We start from the raw sequence: 15,055 nt of genomic DNA, 5'->3' as shown, positions 1-15,055 counted from the left end.
ACGCGCCCCAACGAAGGGCCACGGTGTGAAGCGGGACGACGACAAGCGGGGAAGCCGCGCCGGTAAGCGCGTGCGGGGCGTAGTGGCCGCCTGGGCATCGCAGCTCGTGGTGGCGTTTGCCGTGACGAACGCGGCACCCGTTGCCGCCTGGGCGCAGGACGCCGCGCCCGCCGCACAGGAACAAGCTCCCGCGGCCGAGGGAACGCCGCCTGCCGCCACGCCGGGCACGTGCACCAAGTCGGAATTCGAAAGCGCCGTGGACGAAGCGGCCGAAAAGCTGCGCGACCTTAACAACACCCACCGCCCGACGTTCCAGGCCAAGCTGCGCCAGCTCAAGGACAAGCGCGCCTGGGACAATGATCAGTTCCTGAAGGAAGCCGCACCCTTCGTGAAGGACGACCAGATCACCATCTTCGACGACAAGTCGAACGAGCTGCTGGCATCCATTTCGACCATGGGCCAGGAAGGCGCGAACGCGTCCGAGCCCAACTGCAAGATGCTGGCTGACTTGCGCAGCCTGATGGGCGTGCTGGTCGAGACGCAGGGCGCGAAATGGACCTACATGTTCCAGAAGCTCGACACGGAGCTCGCAAAGTAGGCCTGTAGGCGCAGGGCAGGGTCTTGCCGCTTAGGATCGCGGGCGCAGAGCAATTTCCGATCACACGGCTTTGCGCTCGTTCGCTCAATGAGCACAGCTTGAAACGTGACTTTGCAGCGTGACTGGGCCCTGACCTTCGTCAGGGTGACGGATATATTGGTCGCGACGGACTGCCCATTCTCAACGTCATCCTGGCGGAGGCCAGGATCCAGTCACCTAGCCTCTTGCGGTTCTGTCAGACCGGAAATTGCCCGGTGCCGTGGCTCCGCCGCTCTCTTACTTCCGCGGCTCCGCCGCTCTCTTACTTCCGCGGCTCCGCCGCTCTTTACTTCCGCGGCTCCGCCATGCGCGTCCAGCCGCTGGGGCCCAGGTGCTCCTGAGGCTGATAGCGGGTCTTGTAGCTCATCTTGCGTGAGCCCTCGATCCAATAACCGAGATAGAGATACGGCAGCCCGAGCCGTCGCGCGTAGTCGATGTGCTCGAGGATCATGTACGTGCCGAGGCTGCGCTCGTCCTCGAGCGGCTCGTAGAAGCTGTAGACCATCGAGATGCCGTCAGACAGCCGGTCGCAGAGCGCCACGGCCGCCAGCGGCCAGGTCTCGGCGCGCTCTTCGAGCGGGTTCTCGGGCCGCGCGCGATACTCGGTGAGGAACGTGCGCACGACGCTGTCCTCGATCATCATCGCGTAGTCGAGCACGCTCATGTCGGCCATGCCGCCGTCCGAATGGCGCGCGTCGATGTAGCTGCGGAACAGGCTGAACTGCTCGGAGGTCGGGATAGCGGAGACGCGACGAGCCGTGAGGTCGCGGTTGCGCTCGATTGTGCGCCGCATGGTGCGGGCCGGCTGGAAGTCGTCGACGAGAATGCGCACCGAGACGCAGGCGTGGCAGCCTTCGCAGTACGGCATGTAGGCGATGTTCTGGCTGCGCCGGAAACCGCCCTTGAGAAGGTTGTCGATCAGCGCCAGCGGCTTTTCGTGGGTGAGATGCGTGAAGAGCTTGCGCTCCTGCCGTCCTGGCAGATAGGGGCAGGGTTGAGGGGTGGTGACGTAGAACTCGGGAAAGTGCTTCTGCTGTTCCGTCATTCGGAGTTCATCCTGCCTGCCGCCGGGGTGTTCGAGCCTGGCCTGAACGCGGCGGTAGCGGCAACGGTTCTGCCCGGCCGGATACGCGGCACGGAGGCAGTCGGGCGTTGAGCCACCGAAGCAAAGGATAATCGAGCACACCGGCCTCGATCAAGCCCGGCCTCAGCCACCACCGACCAAGGGAGTACCGGTGGAGGGAAAGGCCGGATCAGGGAGCGGCGAGCAAGCGTCCCCGGCGCTACGGCCCGCCGCTGCGGCGGCGGAGGTGGGGTTCAACCCTTGATGCCCTTGGTTTCCGTCCGCCCATGCGCGGCCGACTGCTCGATAAACCGGATGATTTCGCCGGCGACGTCGGCACCGGTCGCGCGCTCGATGCCCCCGAGGCCCGGCGACGAGTTAACCTCGATCACCACCGCCCCGCGATTGGAGCGGAGCATGTCGACGCCCGCGAGATTGAGCCCGAGCACGGATGCCGCCCGCACGGCCGTGTCACGCTCCTCGTCGCTGATGTGGGCCACTTCTGCGACCCCGCCGCGATGCAGATTGGAGCGGAATTCCCCCGCGCGCCCGACGCGCCGCATGGCCGCGACCACCCGCCCGCCGACCACGAGCGCGCGCACGTCGCTGCCTTCTGCTTCCGCGATGTACTCCTGGACCAGGATGTTGATGTTCGCGGCGCTGAAGGCTTCGACGATCGATTTCGCCGAAGCCTCCGTTTCCGCCAGGATCACGCCCATGCCTTGCGTGCCTTCCACGAGCTTGATGACGACCGGCGCCCCGCCCACCTCGCTGATGACGCTCTCGGCTTTCTTGGGCTTGTGGGCGAAGGCGGTGGCAGGCAATCCGATGCCGGCGCGCGCGAGAAGCTGCAACGCCCTCAGCTTGTCGCGCGACCGCCCGATGGCCACGCTCTCGTTGAGCGGAAACACGCCCTGCATCTCGAACTGCCGCAAGACGGCGAGGCCGTAGTGCGTCACCGAGGCTCCGATACGCGGGATGACGGCGTCGTAGAGCGGCAGCGCCTTGCCGCCGTACCGCAGCACCGGCTGGTTCGACGTGATGTTCATGTGCACTTGCAGCGTGTTGATGACGTCGAGCGTATGCCCGCGCGCGTGCGCGGCCTCAACGAGACGCTGGTGTGAGTAGAGACCCGCGTTGCGGGCCAGCATGGCGAGACGCATGGGAGAAACGGCCTGTTCGAGCGCCTGGGATCGTCAGGGTGGGCGATGCCCTGCCTCTAGTCGATAGAGGCATGCAGCACATTTATGCAATCGCGAAGACGGGCCTCGCGCGATCGCGGAAAATCACTCCGACTTGAGGCCGGCCGCGGCAGGGGGTGGCTTGGAAGAGCGCCGCGGCGGCGGGGAGCGATCGCCCGGCGGCGCGCCCGCATCGGCCCACGATCCGCCCGCATCGGACGGCGCGCGGTTGATGCTCGGTCCCGGCAGCGGCTGGGCGGTGTCGGGCCGATAGCTCGGCTCGCGCTCGCCGCGCTCGCTCAACGCCTTGAGGCGCCCGACTTGATAACCGGCGTAAAATGCGCCGGCGGCCACGAGGACGACGAGTACCAGATCATAAGGCGACATCGAGAGGATCCCGGAGGCCGTTGAAATATCGTCGAGATGCTAGCGCGCTTCCCCGGCGGTGGAAACCGCCAAACTCAAAAGCGGGTGGAAACCGCCAAACTCGCAAGCGGTGAAAACCGCTCAACGGCTCTGGATGGCACGGCTAGAGGGTTGTCGGCGCGTCCTAGAAGCCGACAGGAACCGGCTTGACCGGCGAGGGCGCAGCCGCGGTCGCGGCTTCCGCATCGAGCGTCGGATCGATCGAGGCATAGGTCAGCCAGGCCAGTCCGCCCATCGCGACGAGCAGGATAGCGATGCCGAGCAGCGACCTTTTGACGAACCAGCCCAAGGTGACGTCGCGCGCCGGGGGCACAGGAAGACCCTGCACGACTTGTGCGTCGCGACCTGTCATTGCCATGAACGTCCCCCACATTGCGGCGGATCGAGCATCCGTCCGCAGCCAACATTATTGAAAGCCTGATGAAACCGGCCGTCGTCGCCGCCCCAGGCTCTTCCCCATTTGACAGTATATACCATCTTGGATGAAAGAGCTTGGCCCTCGGGTCAAGCCGTCGTTTGACGGCCCGTCTTCTTCCGCGGCCGTGCGTGCTGCGCGGGCCACGGTGGGTCGAGAGTGCGGCCCGAAAATAGGCCTTACGATGGCCACGGACGGGTAGCGTCACCGCGACACGCCGCCGACGCCTCGCCGCAGGCTTCTCGTGTAACAATGACCCCATGATGGATTTGGCGCCGAACTGGAAAAGGCTGGCCGGTGTCGCGCTGCTCGCGCTCGCCGTGCTTCCGGCGCGCGGGGTTGAGGCTGCGGACACCCACGCCGGGCCCACACCCGTGGCCGAGGCAAAGACCCAGACCCAGACCAAGGCCGAGACCGAGACCGAGACCGAGGAGGCCGCGCCCACGGCCGCCCACGAGCCGGCGCCGGGCCGTGCCGCCGTCTGGCGTGCAATCTTTGCTCGCCCCGCTGCACCACCCCAGGGCGCGGCGGACGACCCGGCCAAGATCGCGCTCGGCTACGATCTCTTCCGCGACACGCGGCTTTCCGGCGGCGGGGCGACCTCGTGCGCGAGCTGCCACGATCCCGCCCGCGCCTTCACGGACGGCCGGCGCACAGGGCAGGGACCGGCAGGAGCTGGCCTCTCCCGCAACGTGCCGTCTCTCTACAATCTGGCCTGGGCGACGAGCTTCTTCTGGGATGGGCGGGCCCAAACGCTCGCCGAGCAGGCGCGCGGACCGATCCTCGCCGAAAACGAAATGGCCGGACATTTCCCGGCCATTGCGGGCCGCCTGGAGCACGACCCGGCGATGATGGCGCGCTTCGCAACGGTCTTTCCCGCGTCGAAGCACATCGCAGAGCCGGAGATCGTCGATGCGTTGGCCGCATATGAGCGCTCGCTCGTCTCGCCCATGACGCGCTTCGATCGATGGGTCGCTGGCGATGACGGCGCGCTGGGCGAAAACGAGCAACGCGGCTTCGAGATCTTCGTCGGCAAGGGCGGCTGCATCTCCTGCCACGGCGGCTGGCGCGCCACCGATGACGGTTTTCACGATGTCGGAGTGCCGGGAGCCGACCTCGGACGCGGCGCCTTCGATGGGCCGATGAAGGGACTGCCGCAGTTCAAGACGCCATCGCTGCGGGAGGCCGCCCACACCGCGCCCTACATGCATGACGGCTCGCTCGCGACCCTGCTCGACGTCGTAGCGCACTATGCCGGCGGTCACGTGAAACGCCCGTCGCTCGCCCCGACCCTGGTGCCAGATCTCACGCTGGACGACGCCGAGCGCGCCGACCTCGTGGCCTTCCTGAAAACGATGTCCAGTGAACGTGGCCCCGGCGCCTCGGCCGATGAGACAACTCGTCCCGTGCTCAAGAAATGAGCCGATCGGCAAATCCGATCGAAACGGCAGGCCCCCCAAAAAAGCCAAACAAGTCCGCGGGGATTTGAAGATGGATGGGCGCGCGGCCCTAGATGCCAAAACAACTCAGCATAAAACATTAGCACATTCTGCTTAGCATTGTTTCTTGTGCGGAACCTGATTCGCCGCCTAGCGTTGGTACAAATAAAAAAAGAAAAGGGACGATGCGCCTCGAGGGTTCGGACCGCCACAAGCGGACAACTCAAATTGCCTGAGGTCGCAAATGCTGGAGCTCGTCGTCTCGGTCTGCCTCTTGGAAGATCATTCCCGCTGCAAGGAGGTCAGCCTCACGTACATGGCTGAAAGCATGACTCCGATGCAGTGCATGATGGCCAGTCCTGCCGAAATCGCCAAGTGGGCCGAAGGCCATCCGAAGTGGTTCGCCAAGAAATGGTCGTGCCGCCCAGCCGGACGCGTAGCCAAGATCTGAGACCGATTTCACAATGTCGATTGGCTTCGGTCGGCGTCGACGCAAAGCACGGCATTGATGAAGCGTAGGCGCCTTTCATCGCGGTGTTATATCGTTTCACAAAAACCGTGCGAAGGCGAAACGATCGCTTCGCAAAAACAACGGAATTTCGGATCGTAGGTTTGCAAGTCGCCGACGTTTGCAATGCACTTGCGTGTAAGAGTCACCTGAGACGGCGCGCGCCGCTCATCGATCCACGGTTTGTCGATCCACGCCCGGCATTCTCCTCGGATGCCCCGGCTGATGACCTCGCATCCGGCTCGCGAAAACGCGGCGGCCGGCATCGGCGCATAGTCCCCACAGCATCGCGCTCATAATTTCGATCGGTGCACGCCTGCCCCGTCGACGGCTGCCGCGAACCCGGGCAGAGTGAAGCGCCGCCTCCTGGGAGCCCCGCCATGCGCCTCGCCCGTGTCCTATCGCTTTGCCTGCTCGCGCTCGCGCCGGTGCTCGGCCAAGCGCCTGCAGTTGCTGGTGACATCCAGCAGCCCGCCAAAGGTTCGGAGCTGCGCACGACCCTTCTGAACGCGGCCCGCCCTACCTTCGAATCCGAGATCGGTGGTCCCGTCGAGTTCGTCGTGACGACGCTCAACGTGATGGACACATGGGCCTACGGCGACGTGAAGGTGCAGCGGCCGGGCGGCGCGCCGATCAATTGGAGTGCCACGAAATTCGCAGACGATAACGCGCAGGGCATGTTCGACCCCGAGCACAATCTGTTCCTGCTCACACAAGGCGCCAACGGCTGGTCGCTGGTCGAGGTCGCCATCGGGCCGACAGACGTGGCATGGGACTGGTGGCGCCAGCAGCACAACCTGCCGGCCGAACTGTTCGGCGCCTCGTCGGTAGACTATCCGCCCGTCGGCTCCCCCCGCCCGCGCCCCGGCAATTGACACCACCGGCCACCGAGCGACGCTACTGCCCGCTGCCTACTTATTCGTCAGCTTGAGCTCGATGCGGCGGTTCTTTCTGAGGCTGACCTCATCCACGCCGGATTCGAGCGGCTGGAACTCGCCATGGCCTGCTGCGACCAGGTTCTGGGCCGGCACGCCGCGGCTGATGAGATACTTCACGACCGCCACGGCACGCGCCGTCGACAGCTCCCAGTTGGAGGGGAACTGTGAGCTTGCGATCGGGCGGATGTCCGTGTGGCCGTCCACCTGCAAGGCCCACTGCAGTTCCGGCGGAATGGTCTTCGCGAGATCGACGATGGCCATGGCGAGCTGATCCATGGCGCCGAGGCCCTCGGGGGTCAGCGTCGCCTGCCCGGACGGGAACAGCACTTCGGATTCGAACACGAACCGGTCGCCGACGACGCGAATGTCCTTGCGATCCTTGAGCAGCTCACGCAGGCGGCCGAAGAAGTCGGACCGGTAGCGCTGCAGCTCCTGCACCTGGCGCGCCAGCGCCGCGTTCAGCCGTGCGCCGAGATCCTTGATGCGGTCCTGGCTGTCCTTGTCTTTCGTCTCGGAGGCTTCCAGCGCGTCGTTGAGTGCTGCGAGCTGGCGGCGAAGTGCGAGCATCTGCTGGTTCAAGAGGTCGACCTTCGCCAGCGCCTCGTTCGAGATGTTCTTCTGCGCTTCGAGGTCGGCCGAGAGCGACTGGATGCGCCCCTCGGCGGCCTTCGCCTTTTCGTCGCCCGTCAACGCGAAGCCGGAAAGCTTTTGATGCTCGGTCTTGAGGTCGGCCAGCGTCGATTGCAGCGCCGCGAGCTCGTCGGCCGACGAGCGCGACTTGCCCTTTTCCAGCGACAGGAGATTGGTGAGTTCCGAAATCTGCCGGTTGAGCCGCTGGAGCGCGGTGTCCTTGCCGCTCGCTTCCTGCGTCGCATAGAACTGCGAGACCATGAAGATCGACATCAGGAACGTCACGACCAGGAGCAGCGTGGAGAGAACGTCCACGTAGCCCGGCCAGAATTCGCCGTACTCGCCGCTGCGCCGTGAACGCCCGCGCGCCATGCTTATCAGCCCTTCTTGAGCATGTTCTGCGCGAGTTCGCGCAGCACGCTCGTCACTTCGGTCTGCTGCGAGGCCTGCTCATCGACCCATTCGCGCACCACCTTTTGCTCGGCGCGCATCTGGTTCACGAGCTGGTTCACGCCGCGCGCGAGGTCGCGCACTTCGTCCGGTCCGCCGCCCAGGCCGCTGCCGGGGGGCGACGAGGGCAGGAACGACGAGCCGCTGCCCTTGAGCCGTTCGGACAGGTCCTCGACAGCCCGCTGCATCTCGAACACGGCCGAAAGCAACTGGCGGCTGGCCTGCTCGTTGGCGCTCGACGTGCCGGGGGTGAGCTCCGTGATGCCCGACAGCCATTCTTCGAGCTCGTTATAGAAGCGGTTGTGCGCGTGGCTGGCCTGCAGCTCGAGGAAGCCCAGCACGAGCGATCCCGAAAGACCGAGCAGCGACGACGAGAACGCCGTGCCCATGCCCTTGAGTGGCGCGGCGAGGCCCGCCTTGAGTTCGTCGAACACCGCGACCGACTCGCCCCCGCCCGTATTGAGCGTGCCGATCACGCCGCCCACCGATTGGATGGTTTCCAGCAGGCCCCAGAAGGTGCCGAGCAGGCCGAGGAAAACGAGCAGGCCGACCATGTAACGGCCCGTGTCGCGCGCCTCGTCGAGACGCGACCCGATGCTGTCCATGATCGTGCGCATCGAAACGGTCGAGAGCGAGAGCGCCCCGGTCCGGTCGCGCAGCATCGTTGCCATCGGCGAGAGCAGCACCGGCTGGTGCGAGCCCGCGATGCCGGGGTCCGAGATGCGGAACGCGTTGACGAAGCGAATTTCCGGATAGAGCCGGATGACCTGCCGGAAGGCGTAGATGATGCCGATGGCGAGCACGCCGATGATGAGGCCGTTGAGGCCCGGGTTGGTCATCAGCGAGGTCGAGAGCTGCTCGTGCAGAATGGCGACCAGGAACGCGACCAGCGTCAGGAACACCAGCATGCGGACCAGGAACAGGCCGGGCGGCGTGAGCGTCTTGTGCATCGGCGCCCCGGCCGGGTCGTTACGCTTTCGTGCCATTCCAGGTCTCCGCCATGCACCGAGATGAAGCTCCCAGGTTGTGCGCCCTGCGAGGGTCGTGTGGCCTGGGAATGCGCGGCCCGACCTTAGCTGAACCCAATGTCACCGAAAACCGGCAACATCGTGCTCTGGAGCGCGCAATCCGGCTGATTTAGGGCACAGGCGGGAGCCAGCCCGCGAAAACGATCACGGTTCAGAGCATTTCCTTGATCGCGCGCCGCAGCTCGGCGGAGAGGTCCGCGCGTTCGAGGCCGTAGGCGACATTGGCCAGCAGGAAGCCGATTTTCGACCCGCAGTCGTAGATGGTGCCGTCGAAGCGGACCGCATGGAACGGGTTTGCCTTGGATTGGCTGAGCGTGATCATGGCGTCGGTGAGCTGGATCTCGCCGCCCGCGCCGGCCTCCTGCTTGGCCAGCAGCGGGAAAATCTCGGGCTCGAGAATATAGCGGCCCGTGATGTGCAGGTTCGAGGGCGCGGTGCCCTTGGGCGGCTTCTCGACCATGGTGGTGATGCGGCTCACCTTGGCCGCGCGGTCTTCGACGCCGACGATGCCGTACTGATGCGTCTGGTCGTCCGGCACGGGCGAAACGGCGACGAAGTTGCCGCCGCCGGTTTGCGCGTAGGCGTCCACCATCTCCTGCAGGCACGGCGTCTTGCCGTGATGAAGCATGTCGGGCAGCAGCAGCGCGAACGGCTCGTCGCCGACGAGATCGCGCGCGCACCAGACGGCGTGTCCGAGGCCGCGCGGTGCTTGCTGTCGCGTGAAGCTTGTCTCGCCTGCGCCCGGCAATTCCGAGAGCAGCTCTTCGAGTTCCTTCGTCTTCTTCTTGCCCGCAAGCGTCGCCTCGAGTTCGAACTGGTGGTCGAAGTGATCCTCGATGCAGGCCTTGCCCCGTCCGGTGACGAAAATGAAATGCTCGATGCCCGCCGCGCGCGCTTCGTTCACGACATGCTGGATCACGGGCTTGTCGACGACCGTCAGCATTTCCTTGGGCACGGCCTTCGTCGCCGGGAGAAAGCGGGTGCCGAGACCGGCAACAGGGAACACGGCTTTACGAATGCGCTTGGCTTTGGACATTAGGCACCGGTTTTTTGGGGGTCGATTTGGGGGGATCGGGGCTTGGCGGGAGAGACGTGGACTGTATCCGATTTTGCGGGGGCAACGGGCAAGGGCCAAAAGCGTCGTTACCTCGTCGGCCGCACGCTGAAAGGCCGACCGGCAACCGGAGCAAGCCAGACCCGCTTCCGGTAGGGATAATATCGAGGACGGCCAGCAGGTTCCAGGGGGCTCGGATGTGTGGGGCCCATCCGCTTTGAGGGTGCGGGGCCGTAAAAAAACCCCGAATCCGGGCCACGCAGACCGATGGTCCGGAGCCCGGGCGCCTCAAGCGCGTTGGAAGACCACCGGCCGACGTTCACTCAAGTCTCGAAACGGGACTGAAATCAGGCCGGACAACGAGACAGGATATTTTGGTGCGCATGATCTCTCGTGTTCTTACGCTGTCCGCCGCGATGCTCGTCGCGCTCGCCGCCGCTCTCACGGGTGCACCCGCTCCCGCCCGCGCCGATGCCAAGCTCGACGCGTGGATTGCTGCGCTCTGGCCCGATGCTGAGGCGGCCGGTGTGTCGCGCGCGACGTTCGATGCCGCCATGCGCGGCTTTACGCCGGATCTCAAGCTGCCGGACCTCGACCTGCCGGGCCGCCCCGCAAACGATGCGCGCGGCCAGGCCGAGTTCACGCGCGCGCCGTCTGAATATCTCGATCGCGCCTACCTGATGCGCCTTGCCGCCACCGGCAAGGAGCTGGCCGCCAAGCACAAGGCGACGCTCGAAAAGATCGAACGCGAGCTTGGCGTGGACCGCTATTCCGTGCTGGCCATCTGGGGCCGCGAAACCGCCTTCGGCAATCACAAGCTGCCCCATGACGCCATCAACGTCGTCGCCACCCAGGCGTACCTGGGACGGCGCAAGGACATGTTTCGCTTAGAGCTGATCGCCGCGCTGCGCATGCTGGACTCCGGCATTCCGCGCGCCAAGATGCGCGCCTCGTGGGCCGGCGCCATGGGCCTGACGCAGTTCATGCCGAGCGAGTTCTTCACGCACGCCCACGATCTCGACGGCGACGGCAAGGCCGACATCTGGAACTCCGTGCCGGATGCGCTCGCCTCTGCCGCCAGCCAGCTCAAGGGCAAGGGATGGGTCGCGGGCCAGACGTGGGGCTACGAGGTGATCCTGACCCCGCAGGCCGATTGCGGCCACGAAGGCCCGACGCAGGGGCGCACCATCGCCGACTGGGCCAAGCTTGGTCTCAAGCGCGCCAACGGCAAGGCCTGGACACCAGAGCAGCTCGCCCTCGAGGCCTACATGATGAGCCCGGCGGGCGGCTATGGGCCGTCGTTCCTCGTGCTTGAAAACTACAAGGTCATTCGCCGCTACAACATGTCGGACCTTTACGCGGTCTTCGTCGGCCATCTGGCGGATCGCATCGCGGGCGGCGGTGATTTCGTCACCCCCTGGGGCGGAACCGCACCGCAGAAGACCGCGAACATCGTGGAAATCCAGGAGCGGCTCGGTCCTCTGGGCTACGAAGTCGAGAAAGTCGATGGCAAGGTCGGCTCGAACACGCGCAAGGTGATCGGCCTCTATGAACGTGCCAACAATCTGAAGGTTGACTGTTGGCCATCGGATGCCGTTCTTAACCACATCCGCAAGGGTGGCGTTCGCGAGTCGCGCAGGTAGCGCCTGCCCGACGCGACGCCGATCGATCGAGAAACGGCCGGGACGATATGCTCGCGCGTTTGGGTCTGCCGCTGATAGCCGTGATCGCGTGCCTCTGGGCCGCGGTGCTGCCGGCTGGTGCGCAGGAGGACGCGGCCGGCGCGAGCTTCATCACGCCGTTCCCTCCCGGTGATACCTACAACCTTGTGATGATCGGCGACGACCTTGCGGAAGGGCTGCTCGCCGGCGCGCGCGAGATCTTCCAGAAGGATCCTCGCCTCGTCATCGGCACGCATCTGGCAGTCAACGGGCTGATGCGCAGCGACTACGCCGAAAAGCTGGTCGATCTCGAGGACAAGCTGAAAACCACGCCGCCCCAGATCGCGATTCTCATGATGGGCGCGTGGGATCGCGTCTCCGTGCGCCACGCGTCCGGCAAACGCCTGATGGTCGGCACGGACGCCTGGCGGCAGGAATACGCCGCGCGCGCCGACCGCCTGCTCAAAATTCTCCGCAAGTACAACATCGCCGTCTACTGGCTCGGCCTGCCCAACGTGCGCCGCTACGATGCCAACGAAGACGTGCAGATGATGAACAACACGCTGCGCGAGCGCGTCTACCTCAATGGCGCGAAGTACATCGACACCTACGCGGGCTTCGCCGATGAGAACGGCGGCTACAGCGCCTACGGCCCCGACGTGACGGGCAAGATCCGTCTGCTGCGCTCGGGTGACGGCGTCTACTTCACGTATGAAGGCAACCGCAAGCTCGCCTACTTCGTCGATCGCGAGCTGCGCCGCGATATCACGCAGGCCCGCGCCGATCGTGCCGTGCCGCTGGACGGCGCGGAAGCGGACCAGGCCAAGATCAATCCCGGCGCCGTGAAGCTCACCGGCCCCGCCGCGCCGAAGGGCCCGCAGGCGCCCGTCGCCGGAGACGTTGTCTCCGCCGCCAAGGCGAAAGAGGTCATCCCGGCCGGCATCGGCGATCAGAAGGCCGACAACGGCAAGATCAACCTGCGCATCGTGAGCGAAGGCGGGCGCGAGGAAATCGTCGCCCTCGATATCGTGCGCCCCGCCATCCCGGCGTCGGTCGTCGCCCTCGTGACGCGCCGCGAAAGTGCAGACCGCGCCTCGCAGCTCGGCGAGTCGATTGTCGATCAGATCTCGGGCGGCCTGACCGTTATGAGCACCGTGGCGCTCGCGACCGGCGGCGGAACGGCGAACAATCGCCGCGCGCTGGCGCCGTCTCAATCGCCGTACTTCCGGGTGCTGTTCAAGGGGGAGCGTCTGCCGCCGAAGCCCGGCCGCGCCGACGACTCAAGGTGGCCCCGGCCGGCTCCCCCGCCTGAGCAAGCCTATGTGCCGCTTGCCGAGCCCCTGGAAACGGGCGCAACGCCTGATCCCGCCGGCAAGCCGGGCGCAACCAAGCCGGACGACACCAGATCCGGCCGGCGCAAGAACTGACGCGCCGGCCTACTAGGGTCTTAAGCATCGCGGGCCTTAAGTCGCCCAGCCTCCGTTGAACTCCGGAAGCAGCCTAATCGAGTTCGGAAAGTTTCACGGGACGGCGGCGGCTGCGCTCCGCGCGCGAGGCGCCGTTCTTCTTGTCGACCAGTTCGTCCAGTCTCCGGTCTGCGGCATCGAAAGCATCGCGCAGCGCGATTTTCAGGTCTTCCTGCGCTTGCCCGACCGGCGACTCGTGCGTCACGATCAGCGGCGCGGCACCCGGGATGCCGATATCGATCTTGATCTCGTAAGTCTTGCCCTTGTGGGAGTGCTTGTGCGGCGCGGCCACGACGACGCGGCAGTGTGTCATACGATCGAAGTGCTTCTCGAGCCGGGCGGCCCGTTCCGCGATTTTGGCTTCGATCGCCGTGCTCCTATCCAAACCCTTGAACGAGATATCGAGCGGAGTATCCATTTGATTTCCCACGTTGGTTGGTGTCGACCCCCAACTTGGACCTGGGGATCGTCCCGCCCACGATCAAGGGCAACCGACAAACGAATCGGGCCATTGGCCGCGCTGCGGGGGAGATCATCGTAACATCGGACGCGTCAATGCGTCACGCGCCCAATAAGGAAGCGTCATACTGCCGATAAAAAAGCGTCAAGGAGCGTGCCGCGTCCAACGCTGAGGGCGTGAGCGGGGCGATCTCGATCAGCGCGGAAGCGTGGTGGAGCCCATCAGGTACTTGTCGATGGAGCTTGCGGCCTGCCGTCCCTCGCGGATCGCCCAGACCACCAGCGATTGTCCGCGGCGAACGTCACCGGCCGCGAACAGCTTGCCGCTGCCCGGCAGCTTGTAGTCGCGCTCGTTGGCGTCGACGCCCTTGAAACGGCCACGCGCGACCGCTTCGAGCCCGAGGCCGCTCAGCACGCCGCCGTCCGTCGGGCCCGAGAAGCCCATCGCGAACAGCACGAGATCGGCATCGAGCGAGGCATCCGAGCCCGGCACCGGCGCCATCGTGCCGTCCATCTGCACGTAGTTGAGCTTGGTGACCTTGCCGTTCTTGCCGGTGAAGCCCGTCGTCGAGACGGAGTACTCGACATCGGCGCCCTCGGCCTGGGACGAGGACACGCGCAGCTTCAGCGGCCAGTTCGGCCAGGAGAGCGCCTTGTTCTCGCGTACCGGCGGCTTCGGCATGATTTCGAGCTGCGTGACCGACTTGGCGCCCTGGCGGAACGACGTGCCGATGCAGTCGGAGCCGGTGTCGCCGCCGCCGATGACGACCACGTGCTTGTCCTTGGCCGAGATCTCCTTCGTGCCGGGAAGCTGCGCCTCACCCGCATTACGCCGGTTCTGTTGCGTCAGGAAATCCATCGCGTAGTGAATGCCGTCGAGATCGCGGCCCGGCGATTTGGCGAAGAAGTCGAACGGCGTCTCGGAGCCCATGGCGAGCAGCACGGCGTCGTACTTGTCTTCGAGCTCACGTGCCGTCACGTCGCGGCCGACATTGACGCCGCAATGGAACACGACGCCTTCGGCTTCCATCTGCGCGCGCCGGCGTGCGATGAGGCCCTTCTCCATCTTGAAGTCGGGAATGCCGTACACGAGCAGCCCGCCGGGACGCGCGTTCTTTTCATAGACATGCACGTCGTGGCCCGCGCGTGCGAGCTGCTGGGCGGCGGCAAGGCCAGCGGGGCCCGAGCCGACGATTGCGACGGACTTGCCGGTTTTGACGTCCGGAAGCTGCGGGATCACCCAGCCGGATTCGAACGCGCGGTCGACGATCGAGCATTCGATCGTCTTGATCGTCACGGGCGCGTCGTCGATGTTGAGCGTGCAGGCCGCTTCGCACGGCGCCGGGCACACGCGACCGGTCACTTCCGGGAAATTGTTGGTCGAATGCAGGTTCTCGGCCGCCGTCTTCCAGTCGCCCTGGTAGACGAGATCGTTCCAGTCGGGGATCTGGTTGTTGACCGGACAACCGTTGTGACAATACGGAATGCCGCAATCCATGCAGCGCGACGCCTGGGTTTTGACCTCCGGCTCCGGCAGCGGCACGACGAACTCGTGCCAATGCTTCACGCGCGCGTTCGCCGGCTCGTACTTGCGATCCGCGCGCTCGAACTCAAGAAACCCCGTCGGCTTTCCCATCGTCACTTCTTCTTTCTTTTCATTCCCTCACCCGCAGTTGCCGGAAGAGGGGCAGGATAGAGAG

Annotated in this window: 15 protein-coding genes; 6 read left to right on the top strand and 9 right to left on the bottom strand. The window is 65.4% G+C overall.

What is annotated here, in order from left to right; translation table 11 throughout:
• Positions 1-25 precede the first annotated feature (25 nt).
• The gene (locus K2Y42_RS05330; RefSeq protein WP_291149343.1) at positions 26-598 is read left to right on the top strand and encodes a hypothetical protein; all 573 of its coding nucleotides are present in this window, start codon (positions 26-28) and stop codon (positions 596-598) included.
• A 325-nt stretch (positions 599-923) separates the two neighbouring features.
• On the opposite strand, the gene K2Y42_RS05325 is transcribed toward K2Y42_RS05330, so the two are convergent.
• The 4 genes from K2Y42_RS05325 to K2Y42_RS05310 all read right to left on the bottom strand — a co-directional run bounded on the left by K2Y42_RS05325 (position 924) and on the right by K2Y42_RS05310 (position 3,665).
• Complete coding sequence (locus tag K2Y42_RS05325) at positions 924-1,682, bottom strand: arginyltransferase (RefSeq protein ID WP_291149339.1); 759 nt, start codon at positions 1,680-1,682, stop codon at positions 924-926.
• A 272-nt stretch (positions 1,683-1,954) separates the two neighbouring features.
• The gene (rimK, locus tag K2Y42_RS05320) at positions 1,955-2,863 is read right to left on the bottom strand and encodes a 30S ribosomal protein S6--L-glutamate ligase (protein ID WP_291149335.1); all 909 of its coding nucleotides are present in this window, start codon (positions 2,861-2,863) and stop codon (positions 1,955-1,957) included.
• Between the two features lie 123 nt (positions 2,864-2,986).
• Positions 2,987-3,268: a hypothetical protein gene (locus tag K2Y42_RS05315; protein ID WP_291149332.1), complete on the bottom strand. Its 282-nt coding sequence runs from the start codon at positions 3,266-3,268 to the stop codon at positions 2,987-2,989.
• A 163-nt stretch (positions 3,269-3,431) separates the two neighbouring features.
• The gene (locus K2Y42_RS05310; RefSeq protein WP_291149329.1) at positions 3,432-3,665 is read right to left on the bottom strand and encodes a hypothetical protein; all 234 of its coding nucleotides are present in this window, start codon (positions 3,663-3,665) and stop codon (positions 3,432-3,434) included.
• Between the two features lie 317 nt (positions 3,666-3,982).
• On the opposite strand from K2Y42_RS05310, the gene K2Y42_RS05305 reads away from it, so the two are divergent.
• The 3 genes from K2Y42_RS05305 to K2Y42_RS05295 all read left to right on the top strand — a co-directional run bounded on the left by K2Y42_RS05305 (position 3,983) and on the right by K2Y42_RS05295 (position 6,544).
• A complete protein-coding gene (locus tag K2Y42_RS05305) occupies positions 3,983-5,143 on the top strand; it encodes a cytochrome c peroxidase (RefSeq protein WP_291149326.1) in 1,161 nt (386 codons plus the stop codon).
• Between the two features lie 262 nt (positions 5,144-5,405).
• Positions 5,406-5,612, top strand: a complete 207-nt coding sequence (locus K2Y42_RS05300; protein WP_291149324.1) for a hypothetical protein — start codon at positions 5,406-5,408, stop codon at positions 5,610-5,612.
• A gap of 437 nt (positions 5,613-6,049) precedes the next feature.
• Complete coding sequence (locus tag K2Y42_RS05295) at positions 6,050-6,544, top strand: hypothetical protein (RefSeq protein WP_291149322.1); 495 nt, start codon at positions 6,050-6,052, stop codon at positions 6,542-6,544.
• Between the two features lie 36 nt (positions 6,545-6,580).
• Here K2Y42_RS05295 and K2Y42_RS05290 read toward each other — a convergent pair whose 3' ends face one another.
• The 3 genes from K2Y42_RS05290 to galU all read right to left on the bottom strand — a co-directional run bounded on the left by K2Y42_RS05290 (position 6,581) and on the right by galU (position 9,751).
• Positions 6,581-7,609, bottom strand: a complete 1,029-nt coding sequence (locus K2Y42_RS05290; RefSeq protein WP_291149321.1) for a peptidoglycan -binding protein — start codon at positions 7,607-7,609, stop codon at positions 6,581-6,583.
• 5 nt (positions 7,610-7,614) lie between these two features.
• Positions 7,615-8,673 carry a flagellar motor protein MotA gene (locus K2Y42_RS05285; RefSeq protein WP_291149318.1) on the bottom strand — a complete coding sequence of 353 codons (1,059 nt, stop codon included), beginning with the start codon at positions 8,671-8,673 and terminating at the stop codon, positions 7,615-7,617.
• Positions 8,674-8,866: 193 nt separating this feature from the next.
• A complete protein-coding gene (galU, locus tag K2Y42_RS05280) occupies positions 8,867-9,751 on the bottom strand; it encodes a UTP--glucose-1-phosphate uridylyltransferase GalU (RefSeq protein WP_291149311.1) in 885 nt (294 codons plus the stop codon).
• Positions 9,752-10,152: 401 nt separating this feature from the next.
• On the opposite strand from galU, the gene K2Y42_RS05275 reads away from it, so the two are divergent.
• On the top strand, positions 10,153-11,412 hold the full coding sequence (locus tag K2Y42_RS05275; RefSeq protein WP_291149308.1) for a lytic murein transglycosylase: 1,260 nt from the start codon (positions 10,153-10,155) through the stop codon (positions 11,410-11,412).
• 47 nt (positions 11,413-11,459) lie between these two features.
• Complete coding sequence (locus tag K2Y42_RS05270; RefSeq protein ID WP_291149306.1) at positions 11,460-12,857, top strand: DUF459 domain-containing protein; 1,398 nt, start codon at positions 11,460-11,462, stop codon at positions 12,855-12,857.
• 73 nt (positions 12,858-12,930) lie between these two features.
• Here the strand turns inward: K2Y42_RS05270 and K2Y42_RS05265 are convergent, their stop codons facing one another.
• Together K2Y42_RS05265 and K2Y42_RS05260 are read right to left on the bottom strand one after the other, a co-directional pair.
• The gene (locus tag K2Y42_RS05265; protein WP_291149303.1) at positions 12,931-13,314 is read right to left on the bottom strand and encodes an HPF/RaiA family ribosome-associated protein; all 384 of its coding nucleotides are present in this window, start codon (positions 13,312-13,314) and stop codon (positions 12,931-12,933) included.
• 237 nt (positions 13,315-13,551) lie between these two features.
• Positions 13,552-14,991, bottom strand: a complete 1,440-nt coding sequence (locus K2Y42_RS05260) for a glutamate synthase subunit beta (protein WP_291149301.1) — start codon at positions 14,989-14,991, stop codon at positions 13,552-13,554.
• Between the last annotated feature and the right edge of the window lie 64 nt (positions 14,992-15,055).

The organism is Hyphomicrobium sp. (assembly GCF_019744875.1).
In the GTDB taxonomy this organism is placed as follows: domain Bacteria; phylum Pseudomonadota; class Alphaproteobacteria; order Rhizobiales; family Hyphomicrobiaceae; genus Hyphomicrobium_C.
Note: the sequence above shows the minus strand (reverse complement) of the source record. Positions and strands in the feature narration are given on the sequence as shown.